12 protein-coding genes and 3 pseudogenes are annotated in these 24,643 nt (G+C 54.6%); 11 read left to right on the forward strand and 4 right to left on the reverse strand.

Going from position 1 to position 24,643, the window contains the following annotated elements; all coding sequences use genetic code 11:
- A partial coding sequence (locus PVZ80_RS32375; RefSeq protein WP_443201019.1) for a polyamine ABC transporter substrate-binding protein occupies positions 1-1,049 on the reverse strand: 1,049 nt, incomplete at its 3' end.
- Between the two features lie 398 nt (positions 1,050-1,447).
- Between PVZ80_RS32375 and PVZ80_RS32380 the strand changes: the two are divergent.
- Positions 1,448-1,651 (forward strand): annotated as a pseudogene (locus PVZ80_RS32380) (IS5/IS1182 family transposase); the annotation flags it as partial.
- Between the two features lie 545 nt (positions 1,652-2,196).
- On the opposite strand, the pseudogene PVZ80_RS32385 reads toward PVZ80_RS32380, so the two are convergent.
- Positions 2,197-2,457: pseudogene (locus PVZ80_RS32385) on the reverse strand (nitroreductase family protein); the annotation flags it as partial.
- A gap of 571 nt (positions 2,458-3,028) precedes the next feature.
- On the opposite strand from PVZ80_RS32385, the gene PVZ80_RS32395 reads away from it, so the two are divergent.
- The 10 genes from PVZ80_RS32395 to PVZ80_RS32440 all read left to right on the forward strand — a co-directional run bounded on the left by PVZ80_RS32395 (position 3,029) and on the right by PVZ80_RS32440 (position 23,307).
- The gene (locus PVZ80_RS32395) at positions 3,029-3,673 is read left to right on the forward strand and encodes a response regulator transcription factor (RefSeq protein WP_257373763.1); all 645 of its coding nucleotides are present in this window, start codon (positions 3,029-3,031) and stop codon (positions 3,671-3,673) included.
- Positions 3,674-3,707: 34 nt separating this feature from the next.
- Positions 3,708-7,106 (forward strand): response regulator, encoded by a 3,399-nt coding sequence (locus PVZ80_RS32400; protein WP_257373764.1) that lies wholly within the window; start codon positions 3,708-3,710, stop codon positions 7,104-7,106.
- 21 nt (positions 7,107-7,127) lie between these two features.
- Positions 7,128-8,471 carry an EAL domain-containing response regulator gene (locus tag PVZ80_RS32405; RefSeq protein ID WP_257373765.1) on the forward strand — a complete coding sequence of 448 codons (1,344 nt, stop codon included), beginning with the start codon at positions 7,128-7,130 and terminating at the stop codon, positions 8,469-8,471.
- 103 nt (positions 8,472-8,574) lie between these two features.
- Positions 8,575-11,349: a response regulator gene (locus tag PVZ80_RS32410; protein WP_273865053.1), complete on the forward strand. Its 2,775-nt coding sequence runs from the start codon at positions 8,575-8,577 to the stop codon at positions 11,347-11,349.
- A 386-nt stretch (positions 11,350-11,735) separates the two neighbouring features.
- The gene (locus PVZ80_RS32415) at positions 11,736-15,929 is read left to right on the forward strand and encodes an Ig-like domain-containing protein (protein ID WP_273865054.1); all 4,194 of its coding nucleotides are present in this window, start codon (positions 11,736-11,738) and stop codon (positions 15,927-15,929) included.
- Positions 15,930-16,009: 80 nt separating this feature from the next.
- Positions 16,010-17,515: a tryptophan halogenase family protein gene (locus PVZ80_RS32420; RefSeq protein ID WP_257373768.1), complete on the forward strand. Its 1,506-nt coding sequence runs from the start codon at positions 16,010-16,012 to the stop codon at positions 17,513-17,515.
- A gap of 54 nt (positions 17,516-17,569) precedes the next feature.
- Positions 17,570-19,054: a TolC family protein gene (locus tag PVZ80_RS32425; RefSeq protein WP_257373769.1), complete on the forward strand. Its 1,485-nt coding sequence runs from the start codon at positions 17,570-17,572 to the stop codon at positions 19,052-19,054.
- Positions 19,051-21,285, forward strand: a complete 2,235-nt coding sequence (locus tag PVZ80_RS32430; protein ID WP_273865055.1) for a type I secretion system permease/ATPase — start codon at positions 19,051-19,053, stop codon at positions 21,283-21,285. The genes PVZ80_RS32425 and PVZ80_RS32430 overlap by 4 nt, the downstream gene beginning before the upstream one ends.
- Positions 21,278-22,450, forward strand: coding sequence for an HlyD family efflux transporter periplasmic adaptor subunit (locus tag PVZ80_RS32435; protein WP_257373771.1), 1,173 nt, complete (start codon positions 21,278-21,280; stop codon positions 22,448-22,450). The genes PVZ80_RS32430 and PVZ80_RS32435 overlap by 8 nt, the downstream gene beginning before the upstream one ends.
- Positions 22,451-22,545: 95 nt before the next feature.
- Entirely contained in the window at positions 22,546-23,307 is a 762-nt protein-coding gene (locus tag PVZ80_RS32440) for a hypothetical protein (RefSeq protein WP_273865056.1), read from the forward strand.
- Between the two features lie 155 nt (positions 23,308-23,462).
- Here the strand turns inward: PVZ80_RS32440 and PVZ80_RS32445 are convergent, their stop codons facing one another.
- Together PVZ80_RS32445 and PVZ80_RS32450 are read right to left on the reverse strand one after the other, a co-directional pair.
- Positions 23,463-23,903: a response regulator gene (locus tag PVZ80_RS32445; RefSeq protein ID WP_257373773.1), complete on the reverse strand. Its 441-nt coding sequence runs from the start codon at positions 23,901-23,903 to the stop codon at positions 23,463-23,465.
- 296 nt (positions 23,904-24,199) lie between these two features.
- A pseudogene (locus tag PVZ80_RS32450) lies at positions 24,200-24,643 on the reverse strand (IS3 family transposase); the annotation flags it as partial.

A 24,643-nucleotide genomic window follows, 5' to 3' on the forward strand; every position in this document is an offset into this window, starting at 1 on the left:
GGTAGCGGCTGCAAGGTGTACAGCGTGCTCATCGCCGCGTCGGTCGGGTACAGGTTGGGGTTGTTGCGGATCGCCGGATCGACCCGCTCGGTGGCGTCCTTGTTCGGGTTCGGGTAGCCGACGAAGTCGCTGACCGGGGCGATTACCTTCGGTTGCAGCAGGTAGTTGATGAAGGTGTAGGCATCGTCCGGGTTCTTCGCGCCTTTGGGGATCGCCAGCATGTCGAACCAGATCGGCGCCCCTTCCTTGGGCAGGCGCATGTCCACCACCACCCCGTTCTTGGCTTCCTTGGCGCGGTTGGCGGCCTGGGAGAAGCTGCCGGAATACCCCACCGCCACGCAGATGTCGCCGTTGGCGATGTCGGCCATGTACTTGGACGAATGGAAGTAGGTGACGTAGGGGCGGATCTTCAGCAGCAGCGCTTCGGCCTTGGCGTAGTCCGCCGGCTGCTTGCTGTTGGGGTCCAGGCCCAGGTGCTGCAGGGCCAGCGGCAGGATCTCCGACGGCGAGTCGAGCAGGGCCACGCCGCACTGCTTGAGCTTGCTGATGTTCTCTTCCTTGAAGATCAGGTCCCAGCTGTCCACCGGCGCGTTCTCGCCGAGGGCGGCCTTGACCTTGGCCGGGTTGAAGCCGATCAGGATGGTGCCGTACATGTAGGGCACGGCGAACTTATTGCCCGGGTCGTTGGCTTCGATCAGCTTCATCAGCTTGGGATCGAGGTGGTTCCAGTTCGGCAGCTTGCTACGGTCCAGCGGCTGGAACACCCCGGCCTCGATCTGCTTGGCGAGGAACACGTTGGACGGCACCACCACGTCGTAGCCGGAGTTGCCGGTCAGCAGCTTGGCCTCCAGCGCCTCGTTGGTGTCGAAGATGTCGTAGACCAGCTTGACCTGGCTGTTCTCGGCCTTGAAGTCTTCCAGGGCCTTGGGGGTGATGTAGTCGAACCAGTTGTAGACACGCAGGGTGCGTTCTTCCGCACTGGCGAGTGAGCTGAGTAGGCAGAGCCCGCAAAGGGCGCTGATGATTAAGCGGGGGGGGCTGTTTTTTATCAATTTCAATCCAACCTTTATGGATGCCACGTTTGTTTGGGACTGTGTCCTTGTAATGACTGTGTGGAACACGTTTACGGATATGCGATCTTGGATAACACCGATATTTATCTGGTTTATCCATCGAAAAGAGCAAATACTGTGCCATGGAGCAAGTAATCAAATAAAAATCGACTTGATTAACTATCCAAAGATATCTAAGCACTCTACTGACGGACTCTCCTTAACATCCGCATGGGATCATCCGGCCCGCCAGCAGCAACCATCCGATAGGATCAGCAACTCGCGAATCTCGATAAATAAACTGCTGTTCGCTGATGGGGCAATTGATGTGGATTACCTTCATGATTTGAGTGCCCAGCCAGAGTGGAACCTGCAAAGGTTGTCCACCGTCAAAGATCAGTAAAGGTGAGGCTCAGTTGCAAGGCGCGTTGCAGTCGGAGTGGTTGGACGATTACCTAGTCGAAGAAAACTCAGTCCGTGTAGTCGACGTTTTCGTCGATGAGCTCGACCTAGGCGCGCTTGGGTTCAAAAGTGTTGATCCTGCTACAGGTCATCCGGCCTACCCATCCTGTATCTCGCTGAAGATCTATATCTACGGCTAACTCAATCGGATTCAGTCCAACCACCGGCTTGATTTGCCATTACACGCAACAGCATTGACCTTGAGTGGCTGTAAGGCGCTCTCGCCCCGTTGGGCCGGTTCGTGCTCAATACCATGCTCGCCGGTGCGCGGGACTTCGTCGCCTATGGTCCGCGCGCCAGCGAAGTGGTAGGCCTGGAGAGTTCGCTTCACTTCTGTGATGCACTCTGGCATGTGCGCCGCCTTGAATGTGCTCAGAAGCAACAGAGCGAACAACTGAAGAGGAGAAGGGCCTGTATTGATCAGCAGCTAGAGGAACGCAATACGACGGGTTTGCGCCCCAAAGCGATCGGGCAGTGCCTGCATGATCATGTCCTCCGGCAAGGCACCAGGATGGCACCCTTTGTGGCAACTGTGTGGTGATGATGAGGCCCAAGTCGACCAGAGGAAAGTCCCAGTTGGATGCGCATGTTCCGGTCACGGTGCAAGGGATGGGGAAATCGCGGTGTTGGTGGCAATGGACCTGGTGATGAGCACTTCTTGACTACCGCTGGCAGCATTCACTTACACGAACTGCAGAACGTCTTTAACGGCTTTACGAGGTTTTTGTGGCCAGTTGGCCGAGCCAGGATAGCCAACGGTGACCAACATCACTGGAACCTCCGTCGCGGAGAGACCAAACGCTTGCGCCACTGCCAACTGGTCGAACCCGATCATGGGCGCCGAAACCAGTCCTTGGCCCTTCGCGACCAGCATCAGGGTCACGGCCGCTAGCGAGCCGGAGCGAATGGCTTCGTTGCGCTGAAACTGCGGGTTGTCCTGGTATGGCCACAAGACACACCTTGGGTCAAAAGCACCAGCCAGACCCAGATGCTAAAAGCCTTTGCTGAGTGGTGGTAGGGGGCACTTCACGAACTGGAAGAGCTTGCGGGCTACACACATTGGTCGCGTAGTGCTGATCGGTAACGCCGCTCACGCCATACGTCCCCATCAAGGAGCTGGTGCAGGGCAGAGGCTTGAAGATGCCTGACTGCTTGGGAGGGCTCATGTGCTTGAAGGTGACACCCAAAACGTACTTGAGGTTTACGACGCTATCCGCAGATCTCGCGCCTGTCGGGTTCAGCGAACGTCCTGGGAGGCCGACGAACTCTACGAAATTCGAGACTGTCAGGCCGAAGATCAGGAACTTCTTGATGCATCGGTACAACTGGATTCGGCCTCACCAATTCAATGGTGGGTTGGCACCAGCTCGGGCCGAGGAAAAACTTAACGTCGTGTCCGGGATTAGTTGACCACTACAGACCGTCTCTAAAAAATGGACGAATTATGATTCTATTGTTTGTGAAAGCGCCATAATTTAGACGAATTACGATTCCTGACGAATTATATCTTTAGTATGAAAACCATAACCATTGCAGATGATCATCCATTAACTATCCAGGCAGTAGGCTCGCTCATTAGCCAAGTGCCTGGTTTCGAGATCATTCACGAGTGTCAGTCCGGCGCGGATTTGTTGAAAAGGCTCGGCGATAGGCCTACTAATATTGTGGTTACTGATTTCGGTATGAGCCGAGACGACCGCTCGATAGACGGCTTCGCATTGTTGCGCGGGATCCGGAAATGTGTACCCGCGAGTGGTGTTGTTTTGCTTACGGCCCAAACGAATCCAAGCGTTCTTATGCGGGCGATGAGACAGTTTGTTAATGCTGTAGTGTGCAAGGAGGACGACATCGGTGAGGTTGTACGAGCCTGTCTGTTTGTTCAGCAAGGAGGTGGGGGCTATTGCTCGCCAATCGCGAAGGCGCTGATGGATCGCGCGCGCGCGGGAGAGGGGGAAAGGTCGAAAAAAGAAGAACTCACTCATAAGGAACTCGAGGTGCTGAGGCTATATGCGGCTGGGCATTCGCTTGTGCAAATTGCGGATAAGTGTAGTCGTGCCGTGAGCACGATCTCGTCACAAAAATACACGGCAATGAGGAAACTCAATCTTACTTCTAATACTGACCTGATCCGCTACGCATACGAGACTGGCCTGATTTGAAAGTGACACGCACTGAATTATATGGCGGTTACTCATGGTAGTCGTTTTTGATGAAATTCAAGCGATACATAAGAACGCTGTTGCTTCTCTGGCAGTGACGATTCGCCGAGAACGTCTGTTCTTCTATTTGGGAGTTTATCTTGCCGCGACCGTTGTTGTATGTGCCTCGGTATTGGCAATGTATCTCAGTATTCATGCAGCGATTGAGCGAGGAACAGAAAAGCTGCACCGTCATGCTTCGGAGATTGGGAGCGTCATTCAACAAGACGAGGTGTTTGTTCGGCGCCTGAGTCATACCGTCAGATACTATTTCTCGAATTTGGGGAAGTGGGAAGAAGGGCAGTCTGGCGATGTGCTTAACACACTCAATACATCCGAGGAAGCGTTGGGTCATTCCGCGTTTAATGGTGACTTCCTGATTATTTTCCCGGAAGAGGGAAGATTAAGTCTTGGGGCCAATTGGGTAGGGCGAGTGAATGCACTCGCAAATATTTCGGCCGCAGGCATGTCGACGCTGAACGCCATGAAGATAGAGCGGCAGGCCTATGTTGTTGGGCTGAATAATGATTATGCTGCACTTTTTCCAGCAGGTAACTGGTCGCAAAATATATTGCAGCAAACGATGCCATTAACATCAGTGCAGATACTGCGTGAAAAGGGAATTGATAAGGAGAAGGTCTTTGGAGTTACGGAAGGCATATATTGGAGGGGGCCGTATTTAGGTGAGGGTCAGGTAGGCAGTTTGCTGAGCTGCGTTGGAGTAGTCGAGATGGAAGGAGGAGACCTTGTTCTATTTGGATCAGACGTACCGATAAGGCCCTTGCTGGCTGACATCCATCGTGAGGATGAATATGGGCTGCTTGGACTGTATAGTTCTAACGCCCTCCTGATTGATCAACGCGGAGCGAATACAGCGCTTGCCAGAGGGGCCAGGAGTATATTGGAGCAGCCGCGCACGCACGGACTGCACCTTACGGATGATGGGATATATCTTGTCGAGCCAGTGAGTGATCACTTTGGCTACTTGGTATATGGCTTAAGCTACTCTGAGCTTTTGAGATCGATGGGATGGTCTTTTTTTTGGCTGTGTATGCTCAGTGTCGCATTTCTGCTTATGTTACTTGGGGCCGCCTATCAATGGGATAAACGTGTTCTGAGGAAAAATCATATTGCATCTAGATTTGCGATCGAGCACGAAATACTGAATCACATACTCATAAGTGCGATGCCAATCGGTTTATTTATCGTTCGTGCCCGCGATTATTCGGTCATGCGGGCAAATATTCTGGCGACTTCGCTGATGGGCATGGATGCATTTATGAAGCTCCCGGCTTCGATCGAGGCTGCGTTTCGAGCTCGTTCCGCTGAGCAGGGGGAGGCAGAATTAGGAATAGTGAGCTTTGGTAAGAGCTTAAGTGAGGAGTCAGGGGGCAAAGCTTGCTTTCTGCATATTACCTATGTGGCCTCAAGTTATAATGAGGAGGCCGTGTTTGTTTGCGCTGTCAGCGACGTAACAGTGCAGAAGCTTGCCGAGTTAGCGTCCATGGAGGCGCGAGAAGAGTCTGACCGCCTTCTTTGTGCACGATCGAATTTCTTTGCATCCGTAAGTCATGAAATAAAAGCCCCATTAAGTGTCATTCTGGGGAATATAGATTTAATTCCTGTTGATAGGTTGACTGAAGTCGAAAGTGCTCGAGTCAAGTCCGTGCGCACAGGGGCCCAAACCTTATTGCAGATTGTGACGGATATTCTCGATCTATCCAGAATTGATGCAGGCGAAATGCAACTGGTAGAGTGTAAATTTTACCCTCGTCAATGTTTGGAGCGTGTTGCGCAAGGGTATGCGGAACGTGCGGTCTTGAAAAATATTGAGTTTCATATTTTTCCTGATCCAAGCATGGAGCGGTATGCGGTGATGGGGGATCCAAACCGGACTTCTCAAATCATCGATAACCTCCTCAGTAATGCCTTTAAGTTCACGCATGTCGGTAGAGTGGCAATTAGAGGCTCGCTCGTTGATGACGGGCCTGATACTGCAAGTTTGTTACTGGAGGTGATCGATTCCGGAATCGGGATGGATGAACGATTGGTTGAGCGCCTCTTCACTCCATTTGCGCAAGCGGACGGGGAGGCGCGACGATACGGTGGGACGGGGCTTGGGCTCTCGATCTGCGCGACACTTTGTAGATTGATGGGGGGAGTTATTACTGCGAAGAGCATTCTTCATGTGGGCTCTATTTTCTCTGTACGACTGCCTGTCGCCATTGCTGCAACCCAGGCTGTTGTGGGCGAGACGATGGGAAGCGCCCTGATCATGACAGGGATGAGTGACTACGGCCGACACTTGCAGGTATGGCTCACCGATTGGGGGTGGGATGTATCAATCCGAGAGAGCGCTGTGCAGGAGTTATCGGGCTTCTCTGCGGACGTGATAGTGCTTGCGGACGACAATGCGGATTGTGCCCTGGATATCGCCAATAGGACTCAGGTACCTGTGGTGCTGGTGCGTAAGTCGGCAGCGCAACGGCCAATGCGTTTGGCGCAGTGGTTAATTGAGGTGACGGCATTTAGCACGGATGCGCTCAAGGAAGCTTTGCAATTGGCCATGGGTCCAGCATCCGCCGGGTACAGTCCGACGAAGGCGTGTGCATCTGAGGAGGAAATGGGGGGTAAACCGTCTCTCGAGTACAGGCGGGAAGGAACTCTGGTTGTGCTCGTAGTGGACGATAGCAAGCTCAACCGAGAGTTGTTGGTCGATCAAATCCGCTCTCTCGGATATGGCGTTCTAAGTGCGGCCGATGGGGCAGAAGCGGTTGTGATGTTGCGTCATCACCCTGTTGATATCGTGCTGACCGATCTGGATTTACCCGGTATGAGTGGTGGGGAGCTTTTTGACATCGTGCATAGGGAAAATTCGGCTCTTCCCGTCGTGGCGGTGAGCGGCTATGACTTCGACAGCGAAATTGAGAGGCGGCTTGAACAGGGTTTCTATGACTATATTGCCAAGCCTGTGAATCTTGACAGGCTGTCGCGTGTGCTCGAACGATGCAGTGCATCGCACGCTGAGACTGACATTGCTCGTGAGCGGTGGCAGGTGGATACCCTCTGGATGGACAGCGCTGGGAAAGCGGCATTGGCAGCGAAGTTTCAAGCGCATGCGAAAGAAGAATTGGTGGAACTGCAACAGCTAGCTTCGAAGCGGGATGTTCGTGCGCTCGAACGGTGGATGCATCGAATGCGAGGGGCGCTGCTTCTGATCGAGGACAAGGATCTTGCAGAGAGATGTCTTGAGATAGAACTGGCGTGCAGTGTTGCAGGCGAGTGGTGCGAGGGCTGGCTTGCGGTCATGGATGACATTGGGGTGAGCCTGGCCATGTTGTGTTTGGACAATGGAGATGAAGAGCTAGGAGATGAAGCTTATCAGGCCTCGTGACAGTGTTGAGGTTGCTGCCTGATGGGCTTGCTAGCGAAGGTAGCTAAAGACGGCCCGGCTTGCATCCGTGTTCTTGGGCCCGCATATAATTTTAAAGTGGAAGTCATTGCGTCTGGTCCTCCTTCATCGATCCACGAGCAATTCAATATGCGAAGTACTCATTTTGCCTTGACCGTTCTAATCGTGGAGGACGACCTATTCCAACAGTCCGCGATAAGGGCGTTGTTGCAGTGTCTCGGTGTCAGAAAAATCTTTTGCGTGCCCGACGGGGCACAAGCCATTGAGGCATTGGAGCAATGGAGATTCGATGTCGTTCTCTGCGACATTGATTTGCCCAAACTGAACGGACCGGCGTTGATGCAGGAGCTACGGCATCGCGGAAAACAAGCCTTTCTTGGTGAGGCTCCGATTTGGGTGTGGGTCTCCGCGATGCCTGAAGACATTATCTATTCGCATGTCCGGCTCGTCAGCGCGTTTGCTTGTCATGACGTGCATGCTTTGCGCAAGCCGCTGACAGTTGGGGCTATTCGCCCGGTTCTGGAGGCGGTGTTGTCTCGTGATGCGGTGATAGATCCACCGGGCGACGAGTCTGCCGTGCCAGATGATATGACCCTTACGGAAGCACTGTGGGTCGATGAAGGTTTTACCGTGCTGATCCAGCCGCAGTTCAATATCGCCAGCGGTAATCCTGTCGGGGCGGAGGCACTGTGCCGTTGGCGGCATCCTTGCGGTGGCATGATCGCCCCCGACGACTTCATTCCGCGACTGGAGGCTATGGGGCATCTGGAGAAACTATTTTTCTTCGTCTTGGATCGCTGTCTCGGAGTGCAGCGATACCTGGTCAATCATGGTATTTCAATGGTGATCGGGATAAATGCTTCGGCACAGACGCTGTGCAAGCCCGGCTGGTTCGAGCGATTCGAGGCCAGAGTTACAGCAAGTGGGATTTCACCGTGCAGCCTGATCATTGAGCTAACCGAAAGTTGCCCGGTCCCGGACATGTGTGAGTTGGCGATCACCTTGAATCGCTTGCGCTTGCGTGGATACGGCGTGGCGATTGACGATTTTGGAATTGGGATCGCAAGCCTGGAACTGTTGGCTGATCTTCCCTTTACCCAAATGAAGCTTGATCGTTCATTTGTTTCAGCTATCGCTGAGGATAACCAGCGAGCCGTGATTTGCCGTAGTCAGATCAAGTTAGCGCACGATCTTGGTTTGGAATGCGTTGCTGAAGGTGTGGAAACAGAGGTACAGCGAGAGTTGCTTCTTGGTCTAGGCTGTAAAATAGGGCAGGGATATCTATGGTCCCACCCCAAGTCCGAGCGAGTTTTTCTTTTCGATATCGTGACGGGACATTGTGGATAGCGACGACATGAATCGACGGATCGAGAGTTTGATAAGTCTTAATTCGAGTTGGGATTGTATTTTACGGTGGTTGCGTTGGGGCGGCCGATTACTCACGACCTCTTTGATCGATCCACTGAACGAAATTCGCGTCGATTGGCTGTTTCGACTCGTTGCCACGATTGTTCTGGTAGTGACAATAAGTGGCGCCGGCTTGCTTTTGGTTCGAGATTGGAAGGCGTACAAGGCGACAAAGCGGACTGAAGAACTTCTGCAGATTGTTAAGGCCGCACTCAGCTCGTCAGAGTACCTGTCTGCGGAACGAGGACCCATGAATGGGATGATTGGTGCTTCGCAATCAGATGAGCCGGATTTAAGAGTGGCGCTTGATCTGGCAAGGACGCGAAGTGATGCAGCGCTGGACTTGGTGGTCCAGAAACTCAAGGCAAGCTCTTGTGAGAGTTGCGAGCGCGCTACGGTGCTCATGGCGTTGGTGGCGGAGCGAGTCCGTCAAGCGCGAAAGAGTGCCGATCGCCTCATGGCCATCGCGCGTGAAGAACGTTCTACGCGCGCCATAGAGCATGCGATTACCCGAATGTTTCAACTGATTGAGGATATGAACCATATCAATGACAGCGTCATCTTCGAGCTGGTTCGAGAAGGGCCGGCGGTGGCGGAGTATGTGATAACGGCACGTTTAGCCGCAGAACTGCGAGAGCAAGCGGGCCGTGCAGGTTCATTATTTACCCCTGCGCTGACGAGTCGCAGGGCGTTGTCTGAGGAAGAGTTGGAAAGGCTTTGGATTGTCTTTGGCCGAATTCATACGCTAGGCGATTTGGTTGAGAGTAGTCGATTCGAACATCTATCCGATGACTCCTCTGGTGCTGTAGTGGAGCAGATGCGCAAGACTTATTTCGGCTTGGGTATTGCTTATCTGAGACAAACCGTTCTACAGGATGCAGATGATGCGAGTTTCCCCACTGCGTCGTCGTTTGCGCAGCACTATGTACCGCTTATGCAACCTATTACATCGTTGCGAGATGTGGAGCTTGATGCAGCCATTCAAGTTGTGGAGAAGAGAACGCGTGCCACGTACCGCGTATTCGGATTTCTAGCTGGAGCTACCGTCACAATCATTCTGTCGATGGTGTACATCCTCGTCCTTTTCTCAAGGCGAATAATCAGGCCGATATCTGCTGCAACCGATTCGGTCTTGAATTTCTCGAGCGGTAACTACTCGGCCCCTGCCGACTCATTCAAGCAGAAGGATAATATTGGCGCGCTCCTCGCCGCATTACAGACCCTGGGGGGCGTGCTTGTCCGTAATGGGGAGCTGGAGGCCGAGCGTTCGACGCTGGTCGAGCAGTTGCGACGAGCTGTGGATGATAGCCAGATTCAGGCGCGGCTATTGGAGGAGGCAAAAGACGAGGCTGTAGCATCATCCGAGTCAAAAGGTAAGTTTTTGGCGATGATGAGTCATGAGATCAGAACACCAATGAACGGCTTGCTTGGGCTATTGGAAATATTGCGCTCGACCATTCTTGATGCACGGCAGCGGCAGTACTTGGAGGTTGCAAATGGCTCCGCTAAGGCATTGATGCAGACACTCAACGACATCCTGGAATATACGATGATAGATGCCGGTGCGCTTGTCATGACGCCCGCACCCACGGATCTTCGTGAGGTCATCGATGAGGTCATGGCGGCATTGGCGGGGAGTGGGAGAAACAAGAGGCTCGAGATGGAGGTATACGTCCATCCCAGTGTTGCCGCAACCTATCTTGCAGATGCCTCTCGGCTTCGCCAGGTCTTGCTCAGCCTGCTTTCGAATGCAATCAAATTCACGTCGCAGGGGCGTGTTGGGATATCTGTCGATCTTGGAAAGGTCGAGGGCGCCAAGCAGCAGGTGGTTCTCACCGTCTATGACACTGGGATTGGTATTTCAGAGGTCGCTCGAAAGGGATTGTTTCTTGAGCAATTTGACGGGGCACTTGCGCGGCGTTTCGATGGTATGGGAGTTAGCTTGGTCATCAGCAAGCGTTTGGTTGAGATGATGGGCGGGACCATGGAGATCTCCAGTATTGAGTGCCTCGGGACGTCGGTGATACTGAAGATCGACTTGGTCGCGGAGTGCAACCAGTACGAGTTTCCGGAACTCGGGGGGCGGGTGATTTTGATCGGCACTGAAAAAGCCCACGTTGCGAAAGCGCTGAGGGCCTTCGCTCTTGCGGCAGGGATGGAGCCGCAAGAGCGACAATTGTGTGCGCTGGATAGAGGCCTGCCCACTTTGTATGTGAGCGACGCGGAAGATATAGGACTCGGTCAACCAGGGCATGCCCTGTTGATTGAACGGTCCAACTCTTTACGTTCGGGGGGGATTTCGGGGACAGCCAACTATTGGGCGAATCCACCAAACTGGCGCCTCTTTGTTGCGGGATGCCAAGAGGCGATCGCTACGAACATAAACGATGGAGCCGCATACAGCGGGTTAGCCGGGTCAACATTGGGCTGGCTTGGTGCGGTGATGGTGGTGGATGATAATCCTGTTAACTGTTTGGTGCTGACGAATCAGTTGAAGCATCTGGGGTGCGAGACGGTGCTTGCCTGCAGTGACGGTGAGGAGGCATGGGATGCCTTTTTGACTAAAAAAGTAAGGCTTCTCATCACCGACGTCTATATGTCGAAGTTGGACGGTATCGAGTTGGTTTCGCGTGTACGTGCGGCTGAGTCGGCGTCTGATCGTTATACGTTGATAGTGGCCATCACCGCTTCTGTGTTGGAGGAAACTGAGCGGCGATGTCGTGATGCTGGTGTCGATCTCTTTCTGACCAAACCGGTATCGTTAAATCAATTACGACATGCTCTTACTCAATTGTATATGACAAGGAGGGGGCTGTAGAACGTTGCCCCGGAGTCGTACGCTAATGCTCATTTCGTGACTCCCTACAATCGGTCACTTGGCGCGAACTGACGGGGCTCTCCTTGGCGTGGTTGGTTTGCACCAATTGCTCCTGATGGTCGAGGCTGTGTTTCGAGCGGCAGTCTTGAGCCCATCTGCATTTCCTCTGGCGGTCGAGCTTGAGTGGAGAACTGAGCAGGAAGTTCGCCATAAATAGATGACTTACTATGTCTTGCGCTGACGCCCGTAGTCACAATCGAGCTACAAGTTCTTACTGTCCCGGCGTGACTCCAAGTTGAGTGGGGGCTTGTTTCCGCTGACCTCCGCGAGTGTGTTTGTTTGCATGTGGGGCCAGTGAGCGGAACTAATATTAAGGAGGCTCGAGAATGGTCCCGTCATCTGTTTTGAATAATCATGGCAACGTTTCAGTTTCCGCTAGCACGAGTACCATCGCTGCTGCGAATGCGCCGACGAATTTCCTGGTTTCTGCCGATAAGGGGCAGGTCTCGAACTATTCCCGTACGGGGAATGACTTGGTTATCGAGTTTTCCGATGGCAAGGTCCTGTTGGTTCAGCAGTTCTTTGAGCATGGCATGGGTTACAACAATCTTGTCTTCGTCAATGGTAGCGAGCGTTGGCTGACGAAGTTCGACAAGGCACTTGGCTCTGGTGGAGACGGTATCATCGACTCGCTGGTGGTCTATGAGCCCATCGCTGATGGTGATGGGGCGATGGGGCTTCTCGGGATTCTGGGGGCGCTGGCAGTTGCCGGTGCCGGCATTGCCGCTGTTGCAAATTCGGGTTCGGGTGGCGGTAAATCTGATTCGGGTGACAACTTACCGCCATCCGCTCCAACCTTCACGGCAATGGATGATCGCGCGCCCTTCGTTGGTCTGATTGCCAATGGTACAACAACCAATGACTCCACTCCGACGCTTTCGGGAGGCGGCGAGCCGGGCAGTATTATCAGTGTCTTTGACAATGGCAAATTCATTGGCTCGACTACTGTAAGTGGGACTGGTCATTGGTCTTTTACTCCGGTGGTGCCGCTTGGAGAAGGTGCTCACCGCCTGACAGTGACGGCGACTGATGCGGCGGGTAATCAAAGCGCACCGTCTGGCCCGCTCAGTTTCACGGTCGATACCAGCGTACCGGCCACTCCGGCGGCGCCGGCGAGTTATGCCGATGATGTTGGTGCGATCCAGGACCCAGCGAGCACGGCGGCGACCACCGACGACACGACGCCGGGCATCAACATCGGCACGGTGCCGACCGGCACCACGCCGTCGCTTTATGTCGATGGCACCCGGGTCGAGGCGATCTATGACCCGGCGACCGGCACGCTGACCCCGGTCACCCCGCTGGGCGAAGGCGCTCACCAGATCAGCTACACCCTGACCAACGAGGCGGGCAGCGAAAGTGCGCCGTCTGGGCCACTCAGTTTCACGATCGATACCACACCGCCGACTCAGGGCGTTAGTATCGACGGTTACATTGATAACGCGGGACCGACTCAAGGGACGTTCGGAAGCGGGACGACCACGGATGATCGAAACCCGATCCTCACGGGTACGTTGACGGCTCCTTTAGATGTGTCGGAAGTCGTGCACATCTACGAAGGCACAACGCTACTTGGCACGGCCACGGTTGACGGAACGGGTACATCCTGGACCTTCGATCCCGGGAATCTGGCGGATGGCTCGACTCATACCTATACGGCCGTTGTCGCCGACCTCGCCGGAAACCAGGGGACGCCATCGAACAATTTCACGCTGACCTCCGACTACACGGTCACCGTCAACAGCCAGGTGACCGTGGACACGACCCCACTCGTGACCGGTGCGATGCCGTTCAAGCTGGCCAACGGCGAATATATCGAGGTGAGCATCGCCGGTACGACCTATAGTTCGGCGAACGGTGCAGTCGTTGTCGATCCGCTGAACAACACCTGGTACGTGCAGGTGCCATCTGAGATCGCGCTGGGTACCTACAATGTTACGGCTATCATCAAGAGCGGTGCAGGCGCGCAGATTGTCTCGGACGATACGGTCAACGAATTGATCATCTCCGCGGCGCCAACAGTAACGGTTGGCTCTGCTGCCAGCGATCCAAACCAGAAGGCTACCGCCTACACGCTAAGCGAAACCGGCATGTGGCGCATTCACAGCAACCAGACGATGTTGAATGCGAACGGTACCGACAACGCAACATTGGGCAGCTTTAGTCAGACTGCGTTGTACAGCAACAGCAACTTATCCTCGGATCCGGGCTACTCTCCGACAGGCTATACCGGCCGCAACTTTGTGCAGAACGCCACGTTCATTGATTTCAATCGCGACGGGTATATGGACCTGTTCGCCGAAGATAGCACCTACGATGACGGCCAGCAGGCCTTTATCTTCAATGGCAGCACATACGTCGCGCAGCAGGTCGGAGCCTACCCCACCGCACCAACAGGGGGCGACAGGGGAACTGCCGATAGCGCCAACACCTATTCCTGGTTTGGCGGCGTGATCGGTTTCGACAGGGCCGGGAACGGCTTGGTCGATCTGGCCTATGGCGACCAGACGCCCAACGACGCCACCAGTGGCGGCGGCTTCGACTCCCAGATTGTGCTGAACACTGACGGCACCATCCTTGGCATGGTCAAGGATGGTGCTTACGTGGACACTGCCACCGTATTACCGCTGTCATCCAATAGCGGTAACGCGACCTTCGACATGGAGTTGTCTGGCGTCGATCTGAACAATGACGGCAAGGTGGATCTCGTTTACCACGCGACGGCCGGCAGCACAAAGCTGGGTGGAGCGCTTGCTGTACTGCCACCGACCAGTTCCAATCAGCATCGTCTCGTCGTCGCGACAAACCAGGGCGACGGGACCTGGAGCAACACGCAGATCATCAACAATACCTTCCAGCGTCTCGACGACGACCCCAATTTTGGTAACGGTATTTCCATGACCTGGGCCGACTTCAACGGCGACGGTTACATGGACCTGTTTATAGGGCGTGGGTATGGTGCCGCAGGCGTCCTGTCGAACTCGTCCTATGAAAGCCGCATTCTGTTTAACAACGGATCCGGCCAACTGAGCTCCACGGCCCCGACCGGAATCGGTTTGAACACGGGTACCTATACCTTTGGTGACACGCTGCAGGGTGGGCCGTCGGTGGCGGTGGACTGGAACGGCGACGGAAAAATGGACGTCATCGAGTTACCGGGCTTCGGCGACACGGGTGGCATGACGGCGGCAGGCAATACTGGCCCGGTCAATCTCTATACGAACACTAGTTCGGGAGGCACGACCAGCTTCACTACCACTAACCTGCTCGGTGGATCCAACACCATCGGACGTTGGCTTGGCGCCGCAAACGTCAACACCGATGCGGTGACGGGCGGAATCGCAGCCGACATCGACTGGGATGGTGACCGGGATCTTCTGGTCTTCACCCAGAAAGGCAACACCAGGTTCATCGCCAACACCAATACGGTGGCGGATGGCACGGTGCTGCATTTCCGCATCGTCGATGCGCAGGGCATCAATTCGCTCTACGGCCACACTGTCCAGCTGTTCGACTCATCGAACAATCTGGTGTCCACGCAGATCATCAACGCGCAATCCGGCAACCAGACCAACGACAGCTCGGCGATCGTCGATTTCTATGGACTAAACCCCAACGAGACCTACAGCCTGGTGCTGCTGCGCAGTGCCAATGGGGACGGGGCCGATGTCGGTGGTCTTGCGACGTTGGGCGGTAACGTGATCGAAAACGTCAATGCGGCCTGGACGGGATTGAAGGCCGGTGAGGCTAACAAGGCTTACGTCCTGACGGCGGAGTCCGGCACAAACGTAGCGAATGCCAATATCGGCCATGGAATCGTCGGCACCGGCTACAACGACACCTTCTTTGCCACCCTCGGCAACGACAAATATGAGGGCGGCGGTGGCACGGTGACGGTGTCTGGCACCAAGGTCTGGAGCAGTACTGCTGGTATCGACATCGTCGACTACAAGCTGGCCGGTAGCACATCACTGACGATCGATCTGAGCGTGACGACGGCCCAGAACACCGGGTTCGGTACGGCAACCTTCTCCAATATCGAAGGCATTGCAGGTGGTAGCGGTGCTGACACGTTCACTGACAACGCCAGCGACAATGTGTTCGAGGGCCGGGGAGGCAACGACACATTCAATCTGATCAATGGCGGTAAGGACACGTTGCTCTACAAGCTGGTCGCCAATGACGCGGTCGGCGGCAATGGTAGTGATGTCGTCAATGGCTTCACCATCGGCACCTATGAAGCCACGCCAAATGCCGATCGGATCGATGTTTCCAAACTGCTCGTCGGTTACACGGCCGATGCGGACGGTCCCGCTCATTACATCAACGGCGTCGCGACTATCGATGCCGGCGATACGATCGGGAACTACCTGTCGGTCACGAATAGTGGCGGCAACACGATTATCAGCATCGACCGTGATGGTACGGGTAGCACCTTCAGCGCTACGCCGATCGTCACGTTGAACAATGTGACCACAGATCTGGAGACCCTGCTCGCCAACCATCAAGTCGTCGTTTGATCTTCGGAGCGAAGGCGGCATGAGCGTGATATGCGCTCTTGTCGCCTCCACATCTAATCAAGATCGTTCTGGAGATACGAATGCTCGATCTACAACATGCAAAACGTGTCGCTATCATCGGCGGCGGTACAGCAGGCTGGTTCGCTGCCCTGATGCTAAGGCGCATATTCAGTCCGAAAGTCGAGATTACACTCATCGAGTCACCCGACATCGGGATCATCGGGGTCGGGGAGGGTGGCCTCCTCAATCTCGTCAGTGCACTAGAGGTGAACGGTATTTCGGTCGACGAGTTCGTTCGAGAGACCGGGGCGGCCTATAAGCTCGGCTTTGTCTATGAGGGTTGGCGCGGCGGCGGCTCGCAGGATAGTTATTATCATTTGTTCGGCGGCCAGGGAATCGAAGAACTCGAGTGGCAGGCCGGCGGGTTCTTTCCTCTCCTGTCGGCGATGATTGCGTCGGGGGAAGAACTCCACTGGTGCGTTCCCGGTTACAGCGCGATTGCCCGAAATGTCTCGCAAGAGGAGGTCCGGTCTCTGCTCATGACCGGGAAATCCGGGCTGAGCGCATCCTATCATTTCGATAGCCATCGGGTGGCGGCCTACCTCAAGAAAGTAGCTTTGAGCCGCGGCGTTATTCACCGGTCCGTTCGGGTTGACGCGCTGACGCTGAATGAGCGGGGCAATGTTCGGGCGATCCAATTCAAGGGCGGGACGCTCGATGTCGATTTCGTCGTCGATGCGTCTGGCTTCGCCAGGCTTGGGATCGGTAAGGCCTATGGCGCACCCTGGCGTTCCTTTTCGGATTATTTGCCCCTTGATCGCGCAATACCATTTCACCTGCACAACCCCGCCAAGAACCCGGCGCTTTTGACGCGTGCGATTTCGATGAAGGCGGGATGGATGTGGCAGATCCCGTTGATCGAGCGCGTCGGTTGCGGATATGTATTCAGCAGCAAGCATATAGATGAAGCGGCGGCGGTTGCAGAAGTTGAGTCTTACCTCGGCCATGGCATTGAGCCGATGTCTACGCTTCGTTTCGAGGCCGGGCATTTCGAGAGGGTGTGGATCAATAACGTCGTCGCGCTCGGGCTGGCGTCGGGTTTCGTCGAGCCACTCGAGGCGACATCCATCGGGCAGATGCTTGAGCAGTTGCGCAATCTCGAACGCACTCTCGTCAACAGTCATGGGGTCGTTAGCGGACACGCGATTGAAGCGTTCAATCATGCTAACGCGCAATGTTGGTCCGGTATCCGCGACTTCCTGCGGATGCATTACGACTGTCCACGTAATGACACGCCATTTTGGCGAGACGTAGCTGAAGTGCCTTTGTCCGAAAGCTACGCCGAGCTGAAGCAGTGTTTTCAACGTCGCACACCACGACTGAGCGACATTGATGCTTATGTCGGCAACGGCTGGCAAGGCATTTTTCATACGGTCAACTGGATGTTCGTGGCAGCGCCTTTGGGTGTTGTGCCGATAGCGGCTGCGCGTGCAGAACTACGTAGCTTGCCACCTGAATCCCGCCTCCGTGTTCAAGCCTATCTGGCTCGAAAGCGTAACGCTTGGGGTGGGGTTTGCGTGCACTAGGCCAGAACGTTGTCGAGCAGAAGGACAGCGGAGCGCAGGAAGTAAAACGTTCAAATGCGTAAGCAAAACAAACATAGAAAACAGGCAGGCCACTTGAAGAGCAGAACCAAAGATGCAATGCGTGTGCGAGGCCGCACATACCTCACACAGCGTTTTTCGCGGTTGTCTTTTACCATTGCCCTTTGTGCTACGGGTTTAGCGGGTTGCGCCACCCAGCAAACAGAAGCACCTGTGCGCAAAACACAGCGTAGTGCAGATGGAGTGCCCATTGTCACCCCAGCCGTTGTGGTTGCGGCACCGATACCGACAGCTGAGCCGCAACACCGTGTGGCGATAGACGGTATGACCCTCTCGGATGCAGTTGGTGTTGCGATTTCCCGTCATCCAGACGTCAGCCGCGCCAATGCAGTCATTGCGCAAAGTACCTCTGAGGTTGCCATTGCCAAGGCTGCCTGGTTCCCGACGATTGAGTACAGCGTGAGGCCCGGTTACGGTCAGAGTTATGGCAGCGGTGGCAGTAGCGCCGGAGCCACAGGAGTGCTTGGAGTCAATCAACTGCTCTATGATTTTGGGCGCACCTCGAGCCGAATTTCTGCTGCCGATTCGACGTTGAAAAAACATCAGTATTTGCTTGCCGATACGATTGAGACGGTCGGCTACAACACGGCAACAACCTTTGTAGAATTGGCAGCAAGCCAGGAGATGATTGCCGCTGCAGAGCGACAGGTTGCTGCCCTTGATCAAACGAGCAGCAGGATCGTCGATCGAGTCAAGGCAGGGATCTCCGATGCCTCCGACCAGAACCAGGCGAATGTTGCCATTCAGCGTGCCAAGGCCGAGGTCCTGAAGGCCAAAACTCGTTTTGATGTCGCGGTTGGCAGGCTGGCCGAGCTCAGCGGTGTGCGTCCCCGGCGTGTTGCAAACCTGGATGTGACGAGCAGCTTTATTTCCGGTCTCGGTGAGGGTGGTGGTGAGATCGATCAAACGCCGTCGATTCTCGCCGCCAAGGCAGCTATGGATGCCGCTCATGCGAAGGTCAAACAGATGGAGGCCGAGCGCTATCCTTCGATTGGCGTCGGTGTCAGCAGATCGCTTTCGACGGGGCGTGAGAATGTCAATGACGATACCTTTGTTGGTTTGACGCTTAGCGGCAGTTACTCGCTCGGTGGACTTGGCAGGCACAAGATAGCCGCGGCCGAGGATGAACGGCGTGCCGCAGCTGACGTTCTTGAGAGTCAACGTCTTATCACGCGCACGGCTCTGGGGGCAGCGGAAACGGAAGCCTCTGGTGCGGCGGCGCGACTAGAGAGTTACGAAGCAGTGATTGCCTTGTCCAGTGCTTCGCGCGATCTCTACTGGCAGGAATATACCCTCAACAAGCGTCCGTTGACTGACGTCATCAACGCCGAGCGTGAGATTTATTCCTCCGAAGTCGAGCGGATCAATGCTATCGCCGACGGCGTGCTGGCTAGAATCAAGGCCTATTTGGTTATCGGTAAATTCGTGCAGCTCTTGCGTAAGCAGGAGGGACGATCATGATTGAACATCCTTCTCATGCAGAGGCCTGTGTCGACCATGATGGGGTTGAGTCTCTCCCGATTAAACTTTGGGTCGATGCCATCCTTCTTGCCTCACGCCATCTCGGTATTGCTAGTTCACCGGAACTGGTTCGCAGCGCGTCCGCCTGGGAGGAGGGCAGCGATGCGGAACAGGCCATTGTCGGCATTGCCCATGCTGCCGGCTTGGCTGCACAGTTCGTAGATATCCAAAGCTCAGCTATCTCCCGTGTCATGCTGCCAGCCCTTGTGGCTGTTGACGACAACTGTATCGGAATGATTGTTGCGGTCTCGGAAGGGAGGGCGACGATCCGGTTTTCGGTCAATAATCAGACCATCGAACGTTCTTTGCTCCTGAACCATATCGGGACGCAGGGCAAGCACCGCCTGCTTCTGGTTCGTGAGCGTGAGTCGGTGCGTGACGGGCGCCTCGACACTTATCTGGCTCAGAAACCGAAATCATGGCTGAGAGGGATTTTCACCAGCAACTGGCGCACGTTAGTTGAGTTGGGCCTTGGATCATTTTTCGGCAACCTATTGGCGATTGCCACCTCGCTATTTGCGATGCAAGTGTGGGATCGGGTGGTGCCGGCCCGGTCGATCCACACACTCTGGGTGCTCGCATCAGGCGTAGCACTGGCGCTTATCCTGGAGATGCTGATCAGGACGGCTCGGGTCTCGATTGCCGATCGCTTTGGTAAAGAGGCCGATCTCAAACTGTCGGCGATGTTCTTCGCCAGAGTGCTCGATATTCGTAATGATGCGAGACCTCGTTCTCCGGGTACGTTGATTTCCCAGTTGCGCGATCTCGAGCAGCTTCGAGAGCTTCTCACGTCGAGTACGATGGGGGTTCTTATCGATCTGCCCTTCATCGTCACCTTCTTGTTCATCATCTGGGTGTTGGGCGGGCCGTTGGTCTATGTGCCGCTGGCTGCGATTCCGCTGCTCTTGCTGCTAGGCCTATTGGCTCAGATTCCCTTGGCCAGGCTTTCGAGAGAAGGGTTGAGCGAGACGGCGCTGAGGAACGCGGTCCTGATGGAAGCAATTTATCGCGCGGAGGACATTAAGATTCTTCAAGCAGAGCCCCGTTTCCGCAATCTCTGGAACAAGGTCAATAGCGTTACCGGTGATATTGGACTGAAGCAACGCTTTCTCGCGGGAATGCTGGTCAATTTGTCTCAGATGGTTCAGCAGTTGGCCTATGCGGGAGTCATCATTGCGGGTGTCTATGGCATTTTGGAGGGTGGTCTCTCATTCGGCGCGGTGCTCGCCTGCTCGATCCTGACTAGCAGGACGATTGCACCACTGGGTCAGATATCGGCGGTCCTGGGCCGGGTACAAAATGCGCGCGTTGGAAAGAAGGGCCTGGACAGTCTGCTTGCGCTGCCGGTCGATCATGACCCCGAAAGGGATGCCTATCACAAACCGACATTGGTTGGACGCTATCTTTTCGAGAATGTGGCCTATGCCTATGGGCCGCAAGAGAAGCCTGCGCTCAGCATTCCACAGCTCAAGATCGAGCCCGGAGAGCGGATCGCTATTCTGGGACGTGTCGGTGCAGGAAAATCAACGTTGCTACGCCTTGCCGGCGGCTTGGCTACCCCGGTTCAAGGCCGAATTCTGTTCAATGACACTAATATGAACCTGATTGATGTCGCTGACATTCGACGCGACATCGGCTTTGTTCTTCAGGAGTCGAGTCTGTTCTATGGCTCGCTTCGTGAAAACCTTTTGATAGGCAATCCGCTTGCCTCTGACGAGCAGATCCTGGAGGCGATGCGGATATCTTGTGCGGATCAGCTACTGCTCAATCAGCCGCATGGTCTCGATCTCAAGTTACGTGAAGGTGGGACTGGATTATCAGGGGGGCAAAAGCAAGCCCTCATATTGGCCAGGACCTTATTGCGATCCCCCAATATCCTTTTGCTGGACGAACCGACGGCCTCGCTGGATGAAGTCAGCGAAGTCGCGATTATTGAGCGACTGAAAGGGTGGCTTGGACAACGAACGCTTATTGTTGCAACGCATCGCTATGCGCTGCTCACGCTCGTCGACCGGATCATTGTCATCGAGGGCGGGCGGATCGTTCGGGATGGCCCGAAGGATGTGGTCCTGAACGCGTTGCCCCCCCCCCAAGGGCAGGGGCCAGGGACTTCAGAGCAACGTGAGTCAGGCGTTCAGTCATTGCGCAGTGAGGCGGCTGATCATGATTGATAGGTCTGCAATTTTGATGGATGAATCTCGTCTGCGTCCCGCCCGCAAACTTTTGTGGCTAGTCGTTTTCGCGTTGACGGTTGTATTTACGTGGTTTTCATTCGCGGAGCTCGATGAGGTGGCCGTAGGGGAGGGGAAGGTCACTCCCTCCTCGCGGGGGCAGGTCATTCAGAGTCTGGAGGGGGGAATTCTGTCTGAACTTTCCGTACGAGAGGGCGATATCGTCGAACTCGATCAGAAGTTGGCGACGCTCAATCCGGTTCAAGCTCGATCAGCCGCCGAGGAGGCGCTGGTTCGCGTCGTCGCATTGCAGGCTCGGGCCGCACGTTTGCAGGCGGAGATCAATGATCGTCTGGAAGTTGTCTTTCCGTTGGAGGTTCAGGCGGAAACTGAGGTCGTGGAGCGTGAGCGTGAGCTGTTCTTCGCAAATCGCCGTGCGTTCAAAGAAAACCTGACCAACCTTGAGCAGCAACAGCGTCTTGCCGAGCAAGAGTTGAAAATCGTAACTCCGCTCTTGAAGACAGGAGCGTCCAATGAGGTCGAGGTTCTTCGTCTCCGGCAAAAAGTCTCTGAGTTCACCACGAAAATTGGAGCGACACGAAGCGAGTACTACGTTGCTTTGAAGGTCGATTTCGCGAAAACGATGGCGGATCTGGAGCCGCTGCTCAAGGTGCGCGAAGGGCGGGCCGATCAGTTGCGCCGAACGGTCATTACCTCGCCGTCGCGCGGCATCGTAAAGGATATCCGGGTGTCGACGATTGGCGGTGTGGTTGGCGCCGGCGGTGTCCTGATGGAGATCGTGCCGCTTGGCGATCAGTTGCTGATCGAGGTGCGCCTCAGTCCGAGAGATATTGCGTTTATCCATCCAGGCCAGGAGGCGACGGTCAAGGTCACGGCCTATGAATCGTCGATCTACGGAACCCTTCCTGCCAGGGTCGAGCGTATCTCTCCCGATACGATCGAGGATCAGGTCGATAAGCGGATCTACTACTACCGTGTCTATGTCCTCACCGATCACGCTTATCTCGAAACGAAAGACGGTAAGCACCATCCGATCATGCCGGGCATGGTCGCGACAGCTGAGATCAGGACCGGACGCAAGACGGTACTCTCCTACCTGCTCAAGCCACTCAACCGGGCCGGCGAAGCGTTGAGGGAGCGATGATCAAAAATGGGCCTGGGCAAGTTGATCTGTTCGGGGAACTGCGGAATGTATTTGAACTGAAGCAACATCGGATTTCGAACAAACGGGAGAGTGTGATGCAATTGCCAGAACCAATACTCACGGCTGTCATGCAGCACTTTGATGCTCATCATCCGTTTTGGCACCTCGCTCGAGTGCAAGAGAGCGAGATGAAGTCACCCATGGAAAAGGCCACGTGGAAGAAGGCACGTAAAATGTTCCCGACCCTCAGGTTCCGTGATGAATCAGGGGCGGGCGAGGACTTTCTCACTTTCCATCGAGAGATGATGCGGGAATACAAATGGATTCTTGAGCGGTTTCCCGAAGCAGGCTTGTCTTACCTGCCATGGCAAAGAATCCCTGATGACGTGCGCCAGGTGATCGAGATGGAGTTCGGGCTACCGGTCGATCCAGGTCTTTCGAGCATTTCCACGCTGGTCAACTCCGGAACGCTTTCTAATATTGGCGGGTTCATCGAGCCCTGTCCGACCCAGAGGTTTACCGAGGGCAGGGGACTGCATGATTTGTCCCACGGTGCTGTTGCCGAGATTGAGGAAAAGCAGGGGCTTGCGAGCGATTTCAGTATGGGGTCGCCGTCGACGGCTCACCGCAATGTTGTCTTCTATCAACTGCATGGTTGGATCGATGAGTGCTATGCCGCTTGGCAACGGGCGCATGGTCAGATACCGGATCTTAGTCCGAAAGCGCCATCCGGAATGCACCGGACGCAAACGGTGACGAAAACCATGAATAGAGAGAGCTTGCAGGATGCAGTCAGTGTCGTTGATCGAGTGTTGCGATTTGATCGCCGTTGGCTAGGTGGGCGTAAAGATCTGTAGTCTCCGTGGGCTGCGGCGATTTTTCAGGTGCTCTGGATTCATTGAAGAGGGAAGCGATGTCCCACTTCGTATTGTTGTCGGACATCGATAAGTGCGAGCTAAGTTTTTTCATCAAACAGATACCGATGATCCAGCATCGCAACCAATGGCAGTCCTTATTTTCTTGAATGGGGTATTCGCTGTTCCAACTCTGGCAATAATGATGCGGATGTCAGCGGTTTGGAGAGGCAGCAACTGATAGGCAGTCCACACTGTTGAATGTCTTTGAGCAATGACCGCAATTGTTCGGGCTCAAGAGTGTTGAACAATGCGCTGAACAGGATGACATCTTTGATCAGGCCGCGCTCATGCAAGCGTGAGATCAATTCAATCCCTGACATGTCAGGTAAGTCGAGATCACATAACAGCAAATCAAAAGGTCGCTCGGTGGTTTCGGCTATTTCTTGTGCTTCGTTACCGTCAAGCGAGGGGCGCAAGTTGTAGAGTCCCAAGGAGTTCAACAGCACTTCCAGCGCAACCAACTGGAACGGGTGATCCTCTACGATCAAAATGCGCTGATGCTGCCAGAGGGGAGGTGGTGGGCGTCGATCTGTCATAGCTAAGTCCTACGTCAAAACACGTGAAGTTGTTATTTTCGATTTTGTAATAATGTGGGAGATCTGGCGTAGATATAAGAGATTACTCGTCTAATATCAGTTAGTGGATAAGTGACTAGTTGTTCGTCGGATTATTGCCTGGCGTGCCAGGGGTTTGGTTGCTTGGGACGTTATACATTTACGCTCTGGTGGTGTGCAAGTTGAAGTTCAAGCTGTTGTAGTAATCTTGCGGAATACTGGTTTTTAGTAAAAAAACTATATTTAAATCCGTGGCAATGTGAATCGCCCCGGATTCTCTAGACACCTTGTAAGCTCATTGCGTAACGCTTTTCAAACTCTGCCGGTGACAGCTGATTGTTGAAACCATGACGGCGTTTTGCGTTGTAGAACATCTCGATGTAATCGAACACATCACTACGAGCATCTTGCCGCGAGGTGTAGACTTTTCGCTTGATCCGTTCCCGTTTCAGAAGCTGGAAAAAGCTCTCGACCACAGCGTTGTCATGACAGTTGCCTCGGCGACTCATGCTGGCAACCAAATTGTTTGCCTTCAAAAAGCTGCGCCAATCGGAGCTGCTGTACTGGGCTGCCTTGGTCGGAATGAACCATCACTTCTTGCTTCGGTTTACGCCTCCAAACCGCCATCAACAACGCGTCAATAGCCAAATCACTGGTCATCTGCGACTTCATTGACCAGCCAACGACCTGGCGAGAAAACAGATCCAACACCACAGCCAAAT

Source organism: Pseudomonas sp. B3G-3, assembly GCF_028640915.1.
Lineage (GTDB): Bacteria > Pseudomonadota > Gammaproteobacteria > Pseudomonadales > Pseudomonadaceae > Aquipseudomonas > Aquipseudomonas chlororaphis_I.

Excerpts from the sequence above, each read along its gene's own strand:
- PVZ80_RS32395 (WP_257373763.1), top strand. The coding sequence starts at position 3,029 with ATGAAAACCATAACCATTGCAGATGATCATCCATTAACTATCCAGGCA.
- PVZ80_RS32440 (WP_273865056.1), top strand. The coding sequence starts at position 22,546 with ATGCAATTGCCAGAACCAATACTCACGGCTGTCATGCAGCACTTTGAT.
- PVZ80_RS32420 (WP_257373768.1), top strand. The coding sequence starts at position 16,010 with ATGCTCGATCTACAACATGCAAAACGTGTCGCTATCATCGGCGGCGGT.
- PVZ80_RS32415 (WP_273865054.1), top strand. The coding sequence starts at position 11,736 with ATGGTCCCGTCATCTGTTTTGAATAATCATGGCAACGTTTCAGTTTCC.
- PVZ80_RS32430 (WP_273865055.1), top strand. The coding sequence starts at position 19,051 with ATGATTGAACATCCTTCTCATGCAGAGGCCTGTGTCGACCATGATGGG.
- PVZ80_RS32405 (WP_257373765.1), top strand. The coding sequence starts at position 7,128 with ATGGGCTTGCTAGCGAAGGTAGCTAAAGACGGCCCGGCTTGCATCCGT.
- PVZ80_RS32425 (WP_257373769.1), top strand. The coding sequence starts at position 17,570 with ATGCGTAAGCAAAACAAACATAGAAAACAGGCAGGCCACTTGAAGAGC.
- PVZ80_RS32435 (WP_257373771.1), top strand. The coding sequence starts at position 21,278 with ATGATTGATAGGTCTGCAATTTTGATGGATGAATCTCGTCTGCGTCCC.
- PVZ80_RS32445 (WP_257373773.1), bottom strand. The coding sequence starts at position 23,903 with ATGACAGATCGACGCCCACCACCTCCCCTCTGGCAGCATCAGCGCATT.
- PVZ80_RS32400 (WP_257373764.1), top strand. The coding sequence starts at position 3,708 with ATGGTAGTCGTTTTTGATGAAATTCAAGCGATACATAAGAACGCTGTT.